Source organism: Tunturiibacter empetritectus, from assembly GCF_014201375.1.
In the GTDB taxonomy this organism is placed as follows: Bacteria; Acidobacteriota; Terriglobia; order Terriglobales; family Acidobacteriaceae; genus Edaphobacter; species Edaphobacter lichenicola_D.
Genome location: NZ_JACHDZ010000004.1, coordinates 259,554 through 274,453 on the forward strand (window position 1 = coordinate 259,554; position 14,900 = coordinate 274,453).

At 60.3% G+C, this 14,900-nt stretch carries 13 protein-coding genes; 6 read left to right on the plus strand and 7 right to left on the minus strand.

What is annotated here, in order from left to right:
• The first annotated feature begins 126 nt into the window (after window positions 1-126).
• Window positions 127-2,091, plus strand: a complete 1,965-nt coding sequence (locus HDF10_RS13150; protein WP_183814144.1) for an ArnT family glycosyltransferase — start codon at window positions 127-129, stop codon at window positions 2,089-2,091.
• 217 nt (window positions 2,092-2,308) lie between these two features.
• Here HDF10_RS13150 and HDF10_RS13155 read toward each other — a convergent pair whose 3' ends face one another.
• Window positions 2,309-2,599, minus strand: a complete 291-nt coding sequence (locus HDF10_RS13155; RefSeq protein WP_260177874.1) for a hypothetical protein — start codon at window positions 2,597-2,599, stop codon at window positions 2,309-2,311.
• A gap of 195 nt (window positions 2,600-2,794) precedes the next feature.
• Between HDF10_RS13155 and HDF10_RS13160 the strand changes: the two genes are divergently transcribed.
• Entirely contained in the window at window positions 2,795-3,319 is a 525-nt protein-coding gene (locus HDF10_RS13160; protein WP_183814146.1) for a response regulator, read from the plus strand.
• Between the two features lie 129 nt (window positions 3,320-3,448).
• On the opposite strand, the gene HDF10_RS13165 is transcribed toward HDF10_RS13160, so the two are convergent.
• The 3 genes from HDF10_RS13165 to HDF10_RS13175 all read right to left on the minus strand — a co-directional run bounded on the left by HDF10_RS13165 (window position 3,449) and on the right by HDF10_RS13175 (window position 5,495).
• Window positions 3,449-4,174, minus strand: a complete 726-nt coding sequence (locus HDF10_RS13165; RefSeq protein ID WP_183814148.1) for a helix-turn-helix transcriptional regulator — start codon at window positions 4,172-4,174, stop codon at window positions 3,449-3,451.
• Window positions 4,175-4,339: 165 nt separating this feature from the next.
• Window positions 4,340-4,726 carry a VOC family protein gene (locus HDF10_RS13170; protein WP_183814150.1) on the minus strand — a complete coding sequence of 129 codons (387 nt, stop codon included), beginning with the start codon at window positions 4,724-4,726 and terminating at the stop codon, window positions 4,340-4,342.
• 127 nt (window positions 4,727-4,853) lie between these two features.
• Window positions 4,854-5,495, minus strand: coding sequence for a TetR/AcrR family transcriptional regulator (locus tag HDF10_RS13175; RefSeq protein ID WP_183814152.1), 642 nt, complete (start codon window positions 5,493-5,495; stop codon window positions 4,854-4,856).
• Window positions 5,496-5,626: 131 nt separating this feature from the next.
• On the opposite strand from HDF10_RS13175, the gene HDF10_RS13180 reads away from it, so the two are divergent.
• Window positions 5,627-6,511 carry an aldo/keto reductase family oxidoreductase gene (locus HDF10_RS13180; protein WP_183814154.1) on the plus strand — a complete coding sequence of 295 codons (885 nt, stop codon included), beginning with the start codon at window positions 5,627-5,629 and terminating at the stop codon, window positions 6,509-6,511.
• Between the two features lie 170 nt (window positions 6,512-6,681).
• Window positions 6,682-7,389: a hypothetical protein gene (locus tag HDF10_RS13185; protein WP_221271697.1), complete on the plus strand. Its 708-nt coding sequence runs from the start codon at window positions 6,682-6,684 to the stop codon at window positions 7,387-7,389.
• Between the two features lie 194 nt (window positions 7,390-7,583).
• On the opposite strand, the gene dnaB is transcribed toward HDF10_RS13185, so the two are convergent.
• On the minus strand, window positions 7,584-8,954 hold the full coding sequence (gene dnaB / locus HDF10_RS13190) for a replicative DNA helicase (protein ID WP_183814156.1): 1,371 nt from the start codon (window positions 8,952-8,954) through the stop codon (window positions 7,584-7,586).
• A 487-nt stretch (window positions 8,955-9,441) separates the two neighbouring features.
• Between dnaB and HDF10_RS13195 the strand changes: the two genes are divergently transcribed.
• Complete coding sequence (locus tag HDF10_RS13195; protein ID WP_183814158.1) at window positions 9,442-9,741, plus strand: DUF5076 domain-containing protein; 300 nt, start codon at window positions 9,442-9,444, stop codon at window positions 9,739-9,741.
• A gap of 515 nt (window positions 9,742-10,256) precedes the next feature.
• On the opposite strand, the gene msrA is transcribed toward HDF10_RS13195, so the two are convergent.
• On the minus strand, window positions 10,257-10,874 hold the full coding sequence (gene msrA, locus HDF10_RS13200; RefSeq protein ID WP_406706435.1) for a peptide-methionine (S)-S-oxide reductase MsrA: 618 nt from the start codon (window positions 10,872-10,874) through the stop codon (window positions 10,257-10,259).
• A gap of 252 nt (window positions 10,875-11,126) precedes the next feature.
• A complete protein-coding gene (mnmG, locus tag HDF10_RS13205; protein WP_183814160.1) occupies window positions 11,127-13,166 on the minus strand; it encodes a tRNA uridine-5-carboxymethylaminomethyl(34) synthesis enzyme MnmG in 2,040 nt (679 codons plus the stop codon).
• A 325-nt stretch (window positions 13,167-13,491) separates the two neighbouring features.
• Here mnmG and HDF10_RS13210 point away from each other — a divergent pair, with 325 nt between their 5' ends.
• On the plus strand, window positions 13,492-14,820 hold the full coding sequence (locus HDF10_RS13210) for a hypothetical protein (RefSeq protein WP_183814162.1): 1,329 nt from the start codon (window positions 13,492-13,494) through the stop codon (window positions 14,818-14,820).
• The last annotated feature ends 80 nt before the right edge of the window (window positions 14,821-14,900 follow it).

Sequence of the window (14,900 nt, forward strand, 5' to 3'; positions counted from 1 at the left end):
CGAAAACAATCCGCCTTCTCTCTTCTCAATTCGCTTTGATCCGTCGCTACCGCCGATCGACGTTAAACCCTGCCTTTATCCGCGCTCCTCCGCCTCAATCCGCGGTCGCTCTCATACACTGTTCACGTGACCAGCCCAGCCACAGAGACATCCCCGGAGACATTCCTAGGGACGCACCGCAATCGCCTCATCCTCTTCGTCCTCTGGCTCCTCTTCTACGCAACTCTCACCCTCTTCGTCCCCCCGCTGCTCGACGACGCCGACTCCGTCCACGCCGAAGTCGCCCGCGAGATGCTCCTCCGCCACGACTGGGTCACCCTCTACGCCAACGGCATCCGCTACCTCGAAAAGGCCCCCATCCTCTACTGGAGCATGGCCCTCAGCTTCAAGCTCTTCGGCGTCAACACCGCCGCCGCGCGCCTTCCCATCGCCCTTACCGTCCTCTCGCTCGCCCTCCTCCTCGAAGCCTTCGCCCGCCGCGCCTTCAGCAGCCCTGAGCAACCTGAATCCCCCCGAGCCGGCCTCTACGCCGGCCTCATGCTTCTCTCCAGCTTCGGCATCTTCATCTTCACCCGCATCCTCCTGCCCGACGCCGACGTCTGCCTCTGGCTCACCCTCGCCCTCTTTTTCTACTGGGCCACCGAATCCAACCCAGTCCAGCAAGCCGACGCAAGCATCACCCTCTGCTGGCTCTTCGCCGCCGCCTGCGCCATCAACGTCCTCACCAAGGGCCTCATCGGCATCGTCTTCCCCCTCCTCATCGTCCTCGCCCACCTCATCCTCACCCGCCGCAGCCTCCCCGCCGTCCTAACCCGCATCCGCCAGCTCCACCCCATCTCAAGCACTATCGTCTTCCTCGCCATCGCCGCCCCGTGGCACATCCTCATCGCCCTCGCCAACCCCACCCAGGGCCACCCCGGCGCACTCACCTTCGCGCGCGGCCACTGGTCCGTCCCCCTCCCCACCGACGGCAACGTCCACGGCTGGCTCTGGTTCTACTTCGTCAACGAGCAGCTCCTCCGCTACCTCAACCTCCGCGTCCCCCGCGACTACGACACCGTCCCACTCCCCCTCTTCTGGGCCCTCATCCTCCTCTGGATCATGCCCTGGAGCGGCTTCCTCTACCGCGCCCTCGCCACTGTCCCCTGGCGCAAAGCCCTCCGACCGCGAGTCTCCATCCGCACCCTCACCCAGCGCGAAAACACCTACCTCCTCCTCGGCCTCTGGGCCATCATTCCCGTCCTCTTCTTCTCCCTCTCAACCCGCCAGGAGTACTACGTCCTCCCCGCCCTTCCCGCCATGATCCTCCTCATCGCCGCCTGGCTCGACCGCGAAGCCACCGAAGCCGAATCCTTCACCGTCCCCAATCCCCTCGTCCGCTCCGGCCAGCGCATCTCCGTCGTCCTTCTCGTCCTGGGCTCCGTCGCCGCCCTCACCGCAGGCTTCTTCCTCCTGCACTCAGCCCCACCCAACCCCGCCATCGACCTCGCCTCCCTCCTCAAACAAAACCCCGGCGCCTACGCCCTCTCCTTCGGCCACTTCCTCGACCTCAACGCCCAGGCCATGGGAGCCTTCCGCGACCCGCTCCTGCTCACCGCCATCGCGCTCTTCTCCGGCACCCTCGCCAACTGGCTCCTCCGCCGCGCCTACCAGCCCCACGCCGCAAACCTCTGCCTCGCCGCCGCCACCCTGGCCTTCGTCCTCGCCGCCCACGTCGGCCTGCAGATCTTCTCCCCGGTCCTGAGCTCCCGCCAACTAGCCACCGCCATCGAGCCCGAACTAAAGCCCAGCGACATCATCGTCATCCACGGCGAATACGAGAGCGCCAGCACCCTCGGCTTCTATCTCCAACGAGATGACCTCCACATCCTCAACGGCCGCAGCTCCAATCTCTGGTACGGCTCCTTCTTCCCCGACGCCCCACCCATCTTCGAAGACGCTCTCTCCCTCAAAGTCCGTTGGCTTGAACCTCGCCGCATCTTCCTCTGGCAAAATCTCTCCGACCCGGTGCCTTCACTCCCCGGCAAGACCTTCTTCATCGCTCAGAGCGGCGGCAAAGAGATCCTGAGCAACCAGCCCAACCCCTATTGAAGTCCTGCCGGACGGGCTCCCTGCGCGGGAAGCGGGCGTTCACACGCCGTTTTAGAGCTTCGCGTGATCCTCCCGTTGGTCGGCACAACCTACCTCGCGACCAACGGGAGCGCCAACCGAAGGGGTATACAAGTCACGAAGTGACCGCCGCCCGCGCAGGGCGCCCGTCCGGCAGGACATCATCTTTTGAAAAGGGGGTTCCTACAGACCAGCCTTACTAATCCGTCTTCCAAACAAACAAAAACTCCTCATTACTAGACGTAGCCAGACTGATCTGCTGCTGCCGGGCAGCCCGGCTCAACGCCGATCGGATGTTCTCCTTCGAATCCGGAAGCTGTGCCAGCGGAATCTTCAACGCGCTCCCAGGCGCAAGCTGCGCAATATCACCCAACAGCTGTGAAATGATCTCTTTGTGTTTCCCATCCCGACCCTTGGGGACATTGACCTGCAACACCGACTCGAACTTCATAACCTTCGACGCAAACTCGCCATCGTCACTTCCCATCATCCTCTCCCTTATCGTGATCTGAAACTGACGTGACGCTAACGTAACACTAAACACAAACAGATGCACCACCAAGTTGACAGGTTGCTTTTCTCAACAGACCTCAACACGCCCTAAACTCCCCCATAACTGACAGATTTAAAAGAGTTAACCCGTATCAACCAAACAGGTCTACGGTCAAAGTAGAAGGTGAAACCCATGACCGCCACAAACGTAAAGCTGCAGATTGAAGTCGTCCCAGTCGCAGAAGTCCCCACCGAAGACATAGTCGCCGTCCCCAAAAGAACCAGGCCAGTCGTCCTCATCGTCGACGACGAGCGAGTCATCGCCGACACTCTCGCCATGATCCTCTCCCGCAGCGGCTTCTCCACCCTCACCGCCTACGACGGCCTCACCGGACTAGAAACCGCCCAGGACGCCCTCCCCGACCTCCTCATCTCCGACGTCGTCATGCCCGTAATGACCGGCGTCGAACTCGCCATCGCCGTCACCCAGATGATTCCCACCTGCAAGATCCTCTTATTCTCCGGCCAGGCCGCCGCCGTCGATCTCCTAAAAGAGGCACGCAACGCCGGCCACAACTTCACCACCCTTACCAAACCCGTTCATCCCACCGACATGCTCCAGCGCATCTCCGAGTGCCTTGCGACACCAAAGACCACCTTCCCGCATACACAAAGCACCGACGACTCCTTAGACCCCGCAATCGTCCTCGTCCACTAACCTGTCGAACGCCCGGAGAGCCGCCGACCCACTTCGTGGTGTATACCGGCTTCGCCCCAGGCCTCCCGATGGTGGACGGAAGATATCTCATCGCGACCAACGGGAGCGCCAGCCGAAGGGGTATACAAGTCACGAAGTGACCGCCCTCCGCGCAGGAGGCCCGTCCGGCAGGACATAATTCTTGTCCGCTTGCTTCACAAAGTCCTCCAGCCTCTGCCCCTTCTTCTGCACAAACTCCCGCCCCAGCACATCTACCTCCTGCATCCGGTCAATCCGAAACACCCTGAAGTCCTTCCGCAGCTCGCACCACGCCGCCAGCGTCCACGCCCCACCCCAGAAGTACAGCGCCAGCGGCCTCACCGCGCGCTCGCTGCTCTGCCCATCCTCCTTCGCATAGCAAAACGCCACCGCCCGCCTGCCCACGCAAGCATCATGCAGCAGATCCAGCCGCTCCTTCAAAGACTGCACCATCCGAAACCCCGGCGCATACATCAGGATGGAATCCAGCCGCTCCCGCAGATCCGCCGGCAGCACCGCCTCAATCCGCTGCAGCGCCTGATCCACCGAAGCCACGCTCGCAGCCCCGCCCCACGCCTGCACCATCCGTGCCCCCAGCACCAGCGCCGTCAGCTCATCCCGCGTAAACATCAGCGGAGGCAAGTCCATATCCCGCCGCAGCGTATATCCAACCCCGGCCTCCCCCTCAATCGGCATCCCCGAGATCTGCAGATCGCGCACATCCCGATAGATTGTCCGCTCCGACACCTCGAGCTTCTCCGCCAGCATCCGCGCCGTCTGCAACCTGCCGCCGCGCAGCACCCGTACGATCCGGAAGAGTCGATCAGCCCGTCGCATGCACCTATCCTAGTTTGCGCGCCATACCAAAGAGAAACGTCTTGTTGGCACCCAGAAAATGACTCCCCGCGACCAACGGGAGCGCCAACCGAAGGGGTATACCCGTCACGAAGTGACCGCGCGCCGCGCAGGCGGCCCGTCCGGCAGGACGCTCAAGCAGGACACTCAAATCGAAGTATGCAGACCAATATGATTCCCCTCCGTATCCTTCAAGCAAGCAAACGCGCCATGCCCCCCGGGAATCACAGTACGCGGCATCAGCATCAACCCACCAGCCTCGCGAACCCGAGCGATCACAGCATCCAGCTCGCCATCGCAGTTTAGATAGACCATGGTCCCGCCCCCACCAGGCTTCCTGAACGGCCGCTTCACCAGCGCGCCAGCCACACCGCCCGCAGCCACCGGAAACACCCGCATCGGATCGCCAAAGTCGCCAAAATCATCCTTCTGCATCCTGCGATCGAGAATCGTCTCGTAGAACCTCGCTGCCCGCTCCAGATCGGCACACGGAATCTCGAACCAAACCGCCCCTGACTTCGGCTGTTCCTTCATATTGCCTCCTCTGACATTACGAACACAGACGAAGCATACTGACACCCTACTGACACCGTACTGTCAGGAGCCTTTACCGAATCTCATCAAAATCCACCCACCCGGTATCCCCTCAGGCACCTATTTCCTAAGCAGATTCCCGCACAGTACAAGCCTCCAGGTAAGCGCACACCAGAAACACCAGCTCCTGACGCAAACCCTCAAAATGCTTCTCCGGATCACCGGACTCCAGCAATCTCCGGCTCACCCCGGCCATTGCACTCATCAACATCGAAGCCACAATCTGCGGATCCTTCGTCAGCCGATCGCGCGCCGTTATCAGCATCCCAACAAGCGCCTTATTCGTCTCTACGCCGTTTCTCAGCGCAATCTTCGCTCCATCTACATCCGAGCTCACCGAGTACAACGCCACACTCGTCTTCGCATCCCTCATCTTCGCCTCAAGAAACGCGTTGATCAGGGCCGTCGCCATCTCCTTCAGACCCTTTCCCCGCTCCTCTCTGCACACCCTGCGCATCGCCCCGGCCACCTCATCGAGATGTCGTATCAACGCCGCCTGCAACAACGAGCTCTTATTCGGAAAGTATTGATACAACGTCCCCACCGACACCCCCGCCCGCGACGCAACCCGCGTCGTCGTCAACCGTTCCTTCCCCACACTCAACAAAACCTGAATGGTCGCCTCCAGAATCGCATCCACGCTCGCAGCCGAACGCGCCTGAACCGGCGATTTACGCGGCTCCAGCAGCACCTGGGAACGTTGCGTCAAATGCGAACTCCTAACCTGAGGCTTTCTTCATCTAACCACAGGTAACCGCGACAGCGACAGCAGCGCACAGACAAGAGCAAGCAGCGCACCGACAAACCGCACCCGCGCACAGACAAAAAAGGAGCAACAGCATGACGCAACAGACCAATCTAGCCGGAACCTTCACCTTCCCCGGCACCTCGATGACCGTGAACCGCATGGGCTACGGCGCCATGCAACTCGCCGGCCCCCACGTCTTCGGCCCGCCGAAAGACAGAGACGTCGCCCTCGCCGTCCTCCGCGAAGCCATCGCCGACGGCGTCAACCACATCGACACCAGCGACTTCTACGGACCCCACGTCACCAACCAGATCATCAAAGAAGCCCTCCACCCCTACCCCGACGGCCTCGTCATCGTAACCAAAGTAGGCGCCCGCCGCGGCGCAGACGCTTCCTGGAACCCAGCCCTCTCCCGCCAGGACATCATCGACGCCGTCCACGACAACCTACGCAACCTCGCCCTCGACCAACTCGACGTCGTCAACCTCCGCGTCGGAGGACTTGCCGGCCCAACCAAAGGCTCCATCGAAGCCCCCCTCACCGTCCTCGCCGAACTCAAAGCCCAGGGCCTCATCCGCCACCTCGGCCTCAGCAACGTCTCCCCCGGTCAGCTCGCCGAAGCGCAAAAAATAACCCCCATCGTCTGCATCCAGAACCTCTACAACGTAGCCCACCGCACCGACGACGCCTTCCTCGACGACCTCGCCAGGCAAGGCATAGCCTACGTCCCCTTCTTCCCCCTCGGAGGCTTCACACCCCTGCAATCCGCGGTACTCGATTCAGCCGCAGCCTCCCTCCAATCCACCCCCATGCAGGTAGCCCAAGCCTGGCTCCTCCAGCGCTCCCCCAACATGCTCCTCATCCCCGGCACCTCATCCCTCAACCACCTGCGCGAGAACCTCAAAGCCGCAACCCTCGAACTCCCACCCGCAACCATCACCAGCCTCAACGCAATCGCTACAGCGCCGAAGCCCTAGCGCGATAACCAGGCACGATAACCAAGCGCGTCTCAACTCGTCTATAGGCATGAGCGCCACTGGCAGTCACAGTGGCGTTCTGTGCTCTACTATCCGCACCGCAGTTGCGTGTGGCGATACGGGCCGGTATGCGCCGACCGGAAGCGGAAATCCGTATTCTGGAGAACTCCATGCCGAAGAACGTGATCTGTCTTCTCGCCCTCGTATGTTTTGTGGCGGTTGCCTTGCCCGGCGGAACCCGGCAGGTACAAGCGCAGGGGCCACCGGCTCCCTATCCAGCCGCCGCTCCTCTCGACCAGTACCTCATCCCGGACAAAGCTGCAGAGATCGACCTCGCTCGCAGCGCCGCTCCCGCATCTATCTCCGACCAGGCCGAGGTGCTCGTGTTCACCAGGGACGGATACGTCACCGCAGCGAAGGGCGGAAATGGCTTTGTCTGTCTGGTCGAGCGGTCATGGGCCAAGTCCACCGACGATCCCGAGTTCTGGAGCCCCAAAATCAGGGCACCCCACTGCCTGAATGCGCCAGCCGCAAAGACCTATCTGCCCATCGTCCTCAGGAAGACCACCCTCGTGCTCGCGGGAAAGTCAAACATCGAGATCGCGCAGACTCTCCAAGCGTCATGGGAGAAAAAAGAGTTCCCGGCGCTCGAGCCGAATGCGATGTGCTACATGATGTCGAAGCAGCAGTACCTCAGCGACAATGATGTGCACTGGCATCCGCACATGATGTGGTACGTTCCGGGCGACTCGGCTAAGAGTTGGGAAGCCAATCTGCCGGGCGTGCCGGTGATTGCGGGCAATGTCCCCGAAGACCGGATGACCATCTTCATGATAGTTGTTGACCACTGGTCCGACGGCACGCAGTTTACCCACTAAAAGACGCTGCCCTGCCGGACGGGCTCCCTACGCGGGAAGCGGGCGTTCACACGCCTCTTTAAAGCTTCGCGTGGTCCTCCCGTTGGTCGGCACAATCTTCCTCGCGACCAACGGGAGCGCCAACCGAAGGGGTATACCCATCACGAAGTGATCGCTCCACGCGCAGTGGGCCCGTCCGGCAGGACACGCTCTTTCTAATCCCCGCTATGCGACAGATTCTCGAACCGCGTATAGTCCGACAGATACGCCAGCTGAATACTCCCTGTCGGACCGTTTCTCTGCTTCGCAATGATGATCTCCGCCTTCCCCTTCAGATCCTCATTCTCCCGGTCGTAGTACTCCTCGCGATGGATAAAGCACACCACGTCCGCATCCTGCTCAATCGAACCCGACTCCCGCAGATCGCTAAGCAACGGCTTCTTATCCCCACCCCTCTGCTCACTCGCACGCGACAGCTGGCTCAGCGCCACCACCGGCACCTTCATCTCCTTCGCCAGCGCCTTCAGCCCACGCGAGATCGCCGAGACCTCCTGCGTCCGATTTTCAAACCCCTTCTGCGACCCCGAGGACCCCGTCATCAGCTGCAGATAATCGATCACGATCAGATCAAGCTGCCCATGCTGCTGCTTCAACCGCCGCGCCTTCGCCCGCATCTCCGCCAGCGTAATCCCCGGCGTATCGTCGATAAACATCTTCGACTCCATCAGCCGCTCAAGGCCTGCAATCAGCTTGTCGCGGTCGGTGCGCATCAGCATTCCAGTCTGAATCGCCTTCGAGTTCACCAGCGCCTGCGACGCCAGCATTCTGCGCAGCAGACTCGCCTTGCTCATTTCAAGCGAGAACACCGCCACCACCTTGCCCCCGCGCACCGCAGCATTCTCCGCAATGTTGATCGCCCACGCCGTCTTGCCCATCGAAGGCCGCGCCGCAATAATCGTCAGTTCCGACTCCTGCAACCCGCTCGTCATCCGGTCGAACTCGATGTAGTGCGTCGCCAGCCCCGTAACCTCGCGCCCCTGCTCATACAGCGCATCAATCGACCCGAACGACTCCTTCACAATCGTCGCGATATCCGAAAACCCATACTGAATCGCGCTATCGGCCACCTCCGACAGCTTGGCCTCCACGTCACTCAGAACATGAATCGCCTCATCCGACTGATCGGACGCCCTCGTCACCCCATCCGCAAAGATGCCCATCAACTGCCGCAGCAGGCTCTTGTCCTTCACAATCCGGACATAGCTCTCAATGTTGAAATTCCGCGGAATCCCCTCCGTCAAAAACGCGATATATCCAGGACCCCCTATAGAGTCAAGCTCTCTCTTCCGTACCAGCTCCTCTCGCAGAGTTAGGGAGTCCACGCCGCGACCCGCCGCCAATAAATCGGTGATGCACCGATAGATGCGCTGATGCGAATCGAGCGAAAAATCTTCCGCCCTGAGCCTTCCCGTCGCATCGTTGACCGCAAGCGCATCCAGAAGCATCGCCCCTAAAACAGCAACTTCGATATGAACCGACGCGGGGAGACCTTCTTCCGAAACTTTTAGTTGGGCGAATGATGCCATAATGACTCATTGTCCGCTGTCGCATGGGCCGTTGCAACCCACGCTTTCCTCACGTTATTAACGGCTTTCCCAGAGTTTATTCACAGAAGGAGCAGTACCCTGGACAAGTACATTCCAGAGTTTGACGAAGACGAAGCACGAAGCAAACTCTCCGATCTCACACGCGAACAACTTCTGGAGATGATCTCTGTCCTTTGCCGTTGTTCGTTCTTCTATCCCCGCCCCAAACATCACCGAGTTTTTGCACGATCTCGCCCTACCAGCTTTGGGGAGCGCTCAACCAAACCTCGTCATCTCGAGCTTTGGGAACCACCCACCAAACCTCGTCATCTCGACCGAAGCGACAGACAGTCTCACCGTCTGTCGCGCAGTGGAGAGACCCCCGCATTTCGCCCGTGCCACCCACCAGGCCAAATTAATCCCGAAAACCTGGCACACTCTTAGCAGCCGGGAAACTAACCGAAGACACAAAGAAAAGAGACACTTCATGGGAGCAGAAAAGACATTAGCAATCCCCGAAGTGGCCCAGCGCGACAAAGCCTCCTTCGAGGTTCTCCGCGTCTGGATCGCCGAACAGAACCAGCACGTCAGCATCCGCAGCGGAGCCTGGGAGGATCCCTTCGCCTGGGGCATCGTCCTCGCCGACCTCGCCCGCCACATCGCCCTCGCCCACCAGCTTCAAAACAAAGACACCAACCCCGAAGCCTTCCTCAACCGCCTCCTCGAGGGCTTCGAGGCCGAGATCGAAAACCCCACCGACGAACCCGAAGGCGAAGTCACCCAATAACCGCGCTTTAGCACCACTTTTTTTGAAGCCGTCATCCTGAACGCAGTGAAGGATCCCCGCATTTCGCCTTTGCCGTTGTTAGTTCTTCTGCCCACCCACCAAACATCGTCATCTCGACCGAAGTCACGCAGTCTCATCGCGTGACGCAGCGGATGCGGCCACATCTCTCAGTTGCAGCGAACCGATGCATTCTGCGGTATCCGTCAAGACCCCGCATTTCGCCCCTTGCCGTTCTTTGCTCTTCTGTCCCCCGACAAAAAAATCGTCATCTCGGCCGAAGCGGACCACAGTCTTATCGTGGACCGCGCAGTGGAGAGACCCCCGCATTTCACCCGAACCCCCACCCAGCCAAAATACATCTCAAAACCCTGGCGTATTTTTAAGCGCCGAAATGTGTGGTGCCAGAACACCACATTCACCACACATCCCACCACATCCAGCCACACAAAACACCACAAACAAACACCACGTTTTCGCGAAAACCCCCGCAAAAACGCCCCTCCACCGGCCGAAAATTATTTGTGCTTGTAATCCTGAAAAAGATCAGGAAACTGCTGCTTCAAAGCCGCCATCTTCGGCACATCGCAAACCTGAATGTACGGATTGTTAGGATTCTTCTCCGCATAGTCCTGGTGATAGTCCTCGCCATCATAAAAAGCCTTCAGCGGCGTAACCTCTGTCACAATCGGCTTGGGAAACACATGCGCCGCATCCAGCTGAGCAATATAGGCCTTAGCCACCTTCTCCTGCTCAGGCGACGTATAAAAGATCACCGACCGGTAAGAAGTCCCCACATCCGGTCCCTGTCGATTCAGCTGCGTAGGATCATGCACCACCGAAAAGAAGATCCGCAGCAGCGTTCCATAGCTAACCCTCGCCGAATCAAACACAATCTTCACCGACTCCGCATGCCCCGTCCCCTCCGAAGAAACCTGGTCATAAGTAGCGGTAGACGCAGATCCACCCGAATACCCCGCAGTCGTAGCCGTAACCCCCTTCACCCGCTGAAACACCGTCTGCACGCCCCAGAAGCAGCCACCCGCAAACACGGCAGTCTCATGCGTTGCCGCAACATGCGGCTCATCCATCGCAGGAGCCGGAATCGGCTCTTTCCTCTCTGCCCCCATCACCATGCTCTTCCCCCTTCCAAACAAGATCAAAGCAACCACCACCACAGCCAGCACAATCAAACCTGTCTTCAAAGTAGAACTCATCCTGCACCAACCCTTCCCACCTTGGACGCCCAAACCCCACCAGCGGTTACATTTCAATGCAGCCGACCAACGGGAGGCCCGACCGAAGGGGTATACCCGTCACGAAGTCACCGCCGCCCGCGCAGGGCGCCCGTCCGGCAGGACCAGCCTTGACGGACTAAAAAGAAAAAACTAAGCCACCCGAGCCCTACCCTGAATCTCGATATAGACATGAATCAAACTAACCGCAGCAGGCGTAACCCCAGCAATCCGGCTAGCCTGCCCAATCGTCTGCGGCCGCACCCGCGAAAGAATCTCCTTCATCTCGCTCGAAAGCCCGCTCACCGACGAGTAATCGAACCACCCCGGAATCGCCCGCTTCTCAGCCCGCCGCATCTTCTCCATCGACCGCCGCTGCTGGTCCAGATACCCCGAGTACTTGATCTCCGTCTCCACCGTCTTCATCTCATTCCGAACCCACGCTGGCAGCTTCGAATCCCCAGCAGCATCCATCGCCGCCACCCAACCCCCAAGCGCCTCATCCCCATCCCGCAATCTCTCCCGAAGCACCGGGGCAACCTCTTCGATCGGCACCTCAGGCCGCTTCAAAAGCTGCGCAAACGTCTGTCCACTAACCCCAGCCGCATCGCCATCCAGCCTCTCCCGCAACGCAGTCGGCAACTCCTCCGCCCGCACATGCGCCGAACCCAACAGCCTCTCAAACGCCGCCCCCCGAGCCTGCTTCGCCTCATACTCCGCCCACGCCGCATCATCGATCAGCCCCATCCGCCTTCCATGCGGAGTCAACCTGCTATCCGCGTTATCGATCCGCAGGTGCAGCCGAAACTCAGCTCGCGAAGTAAACATCCGGTAAGGCTCATTCGTACCCTTGCTGATCAGATCGTCGATCAAAATCCCCGTGTAAGCCTCCGTCCGATCGAGCGTAAAGCCATCCTCACCCCGCACTGCCAGAGCTGCATTGATCCCCGCCATCAAACCCTGACACGCAGCCTCTTCATATCCGCTCGTGCCATTGATCTGCCCCGCAAGATAAAGCCCGGCAAACGACTTCACTCGCAGCGTACGATCCAGCTCCGTCGGATCGATCGCGTCATACTCAATCGCATATCCCGGCCGCAACATCTCCGCGTTCTCAAGCCCCGGTATCGACCGCACCATCGCCGCCTGAATCTCCATCGGCAGGCTCGTGCTCATGCCGTTGATGTAGACCTCATGCGTATTCAACCCCTCCGGCTCCAGAAAAAACTGGTGCCGCGTCTTCTCCGGAAACCGCACAATCTTATCTTCAATCGACGGACAGTACCGCGGCCCAATCGCCTCAATCTGCCCCGTATACATCGGCGACCGATGCACATTCTCCCGTATCAGCCGCAGCGTGTCCGGCGTCGTATGCGCGATATGGCAGTTGATCTGCCGCAGCGGAATCTCTTTCGTGCGAAAGCTGAACGGCGTCGGATCTTCATCTCCCGGCTGCTCCTGAAACTGACTCCAGTCAATCGTGCGGCCGTCGAGCCGCGGCGGCGTCCCCGTCTTCAACCTGCACTCCCGCAGCCCAAGCCGCTTCAACGCCTCCCCCAGCAACACACTAGCCGGCTCGCCACTCCGCCCCGCCGTATACTGCTGCTCCCCGCAATGAATCAACCCATTCAGAAACGTTCCAGTCGTAACAATCGTCGCCGCAGCATGAATCGTCCGCCCATCCCGCAGCCTCAACCCCCGCACCACCCTTCGCGGAGATCCTATTGACCTTTTGTTGTCATTCCGCAGCGCAGCGGAGGGATCTGCTTCTGTCTCTCTCTCGTCGGAGGCGACGCTGTCCTCCACAATCAGGTCCACCACCTCAGCCTGCTTGATGAACAGATTCTTCTGCCCCTCCAGCACCTCACGCATCTTCACGCGATACAGCGCCTTATCGCACTGCGCCCTCGGCGACCACACCGCCGGCCCACGCGAAGTATTCAGCAGCCGAAACTGAATCCCTGTAGCATCGGCAACCTCGCCCATCACCCCGCCCAGCGCATCCACCTCGCGCACCAGGTGACCCTTCGCAATCCCGCCAATCGCAGGGTTGCAACTCATCTGCGCAATCAAATCCAGATTCAACGTAAAGATCGCTGTGCGCAGCCCCATCCGTGCAGCCGCCATCGCCGCCTCGCACCCAGCGTGCCCCGCACCCACCACCACCACATCAAACTTCTCGGTAAACATCATCAGCACTCCATTGCAGCCTTATCGGCCCTGCGTATGCGAAGAACCAATAACGTTGCTCTTTCCGTCACCGGCCACCAGCGCCGGAGTACGCTCCAGACTCACAAGGCTTCAGACTCCCGAGAGACCTCCTTAACTTCAATCGAGAAGCCTCCGCCATCTTCAATGATATCGCCGCATCTACCTCCACGCACCAAAGCTCTACCCACCAAAGCCACCGCGGGGATTTCACCTCCAATTCAACATCCGCTCAACCCATAGTCATCCACCACTGCTACCGTCCGCATGTCGCTCAGACAATCCCGTAACTCAGAAAGAAGGACTCATCATGCTTCGACCCCGATCAAGCACCCTCCTATGCGCCGTACTTATTCTGTCCTCCTCGGCACTCGCACAGAATCAGACGGTCCCCAACCAGACCATCCCCGGCCCCGGAAACGCTCAGGCCGTCAAAACCGCCCAGGCCTCCCCTCTCGTCCAAAGCGCCTACGACTTTCTCATCGGCCAGACCTTCCTCCTGAAGGACTCGAACCTGCGCTACCAGACACTGGACGCCCTCGCCAACCCCAACACCTGCATCCTCCACCGCGCCAACCTCAAGCTCGCTGATAAGCAGAACATCGTCGCTGAACTCCTCGCCCAGGGCCTCCTCAACCGCGCCGACGACACTACCTTCCCCGGCGGACTTCTCGCCGGAGTCTTTCCGCCAGTCCTTCACGACCCCAGCGCCTGCCCCCAGCTCCCCCAGTCCTTTTGGTCCGCTCCCGGAAGCGCCTTCGGCAGCCACCACTCCTACCCAGGCGGTCTACCCGTTCATGAGTCCAATAACGACACCGCCGACATCAACCTCGGCGAGGAGTACGCCCACGTCTACGGCAGCACCGACCCTGCCACCGGTACCGCCGCCCTCAACATCCTCGGCATCTACCTGCCTCACCCCGACAACCCCTCCCCGAACGCCCTGAAGCTCGACCACGACCTCCTCCTCGGCGCACCCCTCTGGCACGACTGGGCCAAAAGCATCGTCTTCCAATGGAACGCCGACGGCTCCGAGTTTCTTGAGCTTTCCATCGGCGGCAGCGGCGCTGGCCTCGACAACTACGGTGCAGCCGGCGACGCCCGCACCGGCGGCCACCACATCCTCTCCATCGCCGAATCCATGCTCCGCGGCTTCTCCCCAGCCTTCATCATCACCCAAGCCTCAGCCCACTCCGCCCCTACCAGCGGAAATGAGTTCAAGGTCGTCAACTGGATCCGCGCCGCTGCTATCATCGCCCGCCTCGACCTCGTCGCCAAGGGTTACCTCATCACCGACAGCCACGGCAACCTTCGCCTTCCCGCCCTCCGCCAGACCGGTCAGGTCGACCTCCTCGCGGCAGGCCAGACCAACATCCTCACCGAATACGAGCTCCACAATCTATCCGACGCCGACTTCACCTTCTCCGGTCCGGCAGTCGCTGCCGACCAGCTCGTCCTCGCCCAGCTAGCCCCAGCCTTCGGCTATGACCCCACCCAGACAGCCGTCTACAACAACCGCTTCCGTAACGTAGTCCTCAGCAACTACTCCGCCGAACGCCTTTACACCATCTACTCCCACTCCGGTCTGGACGGTGTTCGCAACGAGATCGCCAAACTCCACGCCGCCGGTAAACTCTGACCCACATTCTCTAATAATCAAACCCCATGCGGATAGGCTGAGCATCATCCGCATGGGTGCATCTCTCTCCCCTCGAATCT

Excerpts from the sequence above, each read along its gene's own strand:
- HDF10_RS13155 (WP_260177874.1), bottom strand. The coding sequence starts at position 2,599 with ATGATGGGAAGTGACGATGGCGAGTTTGCGTCGAAGGTTATGAAGTTC.
- HDF10_RS13160 (WP_183814146.1), top strand. The coding sequence starts at position 2,795 with ATGACCGCCACAAACGTAAAGCTGCAGATTGAAGTCGTCCCAGTCGCA.
- HDF10_RS13165 (WP_183814148.1), bottom strand. The coding sequence starts at position 4,174 with ATGCGACGGGCTGATCGACTCTTCCGGATCGTACGGGTGCTGCGCGGC.
- HDF10_RS13170 (WP_183814150.1), bottom strand. The coding sequence starts at position 4,726 with ATGAAGGAACAGCCGAAGTCAGGGGCGGTTTGGTTCGAGATTCCGTGT.
- HDF10_RS13180 (WP_183814154.1), top strand. The coding sequence starts at position 5,627 with ATGACGCAACAGACCAATCTAGCCGGAACCTTCACCTTCCCCGGCACC.
- HDF10_RS13185 (WP_221271697.1), top strand. The coding sequence starts at position 6,682 with ATGCCGAAGAACGTGATCTGTCTTCTCGCCCTCGTATGTTTTGTGGCG.
- dnaB (WP_183814156.1), bottom strand. The coding sequence starts at position 8,954 with ATGGCATCATTCGCCCAACTAAAAGTTTCGGAAGAAGGTCTCCCCGCG.
- HDF10_RS13195 (WP_183814158.1), top strand. The coding sequence starts at position 9,442 with ATGGGAGCAGAAAAGACATTAGCAATCCCCGAAGTGGCCCAGCGCGAC.
- msrA (WP_406706435.1), bottom strand. The coding sequence starts at position 10,874 with ATGGTGATGGGGGCAGAGAGGAAAGAGCCGATTCCGGCTCCTGCGATG.
- mnmG (WP_183814160.1), bottom strand. The coding sequence starts at position 13,166 with ATGATGTTTACCGAGAAGTTTGATGTGGTGGTGGTGGGTGCGGGGCAC.
- HDF10_RS13210 (WP_183814162.1), top strand. The coding sequence starts at position 13,492 with ATGCTTCGACCCCGATCAAGCACCCTCCTATGCGCCGTACTTATTCTG.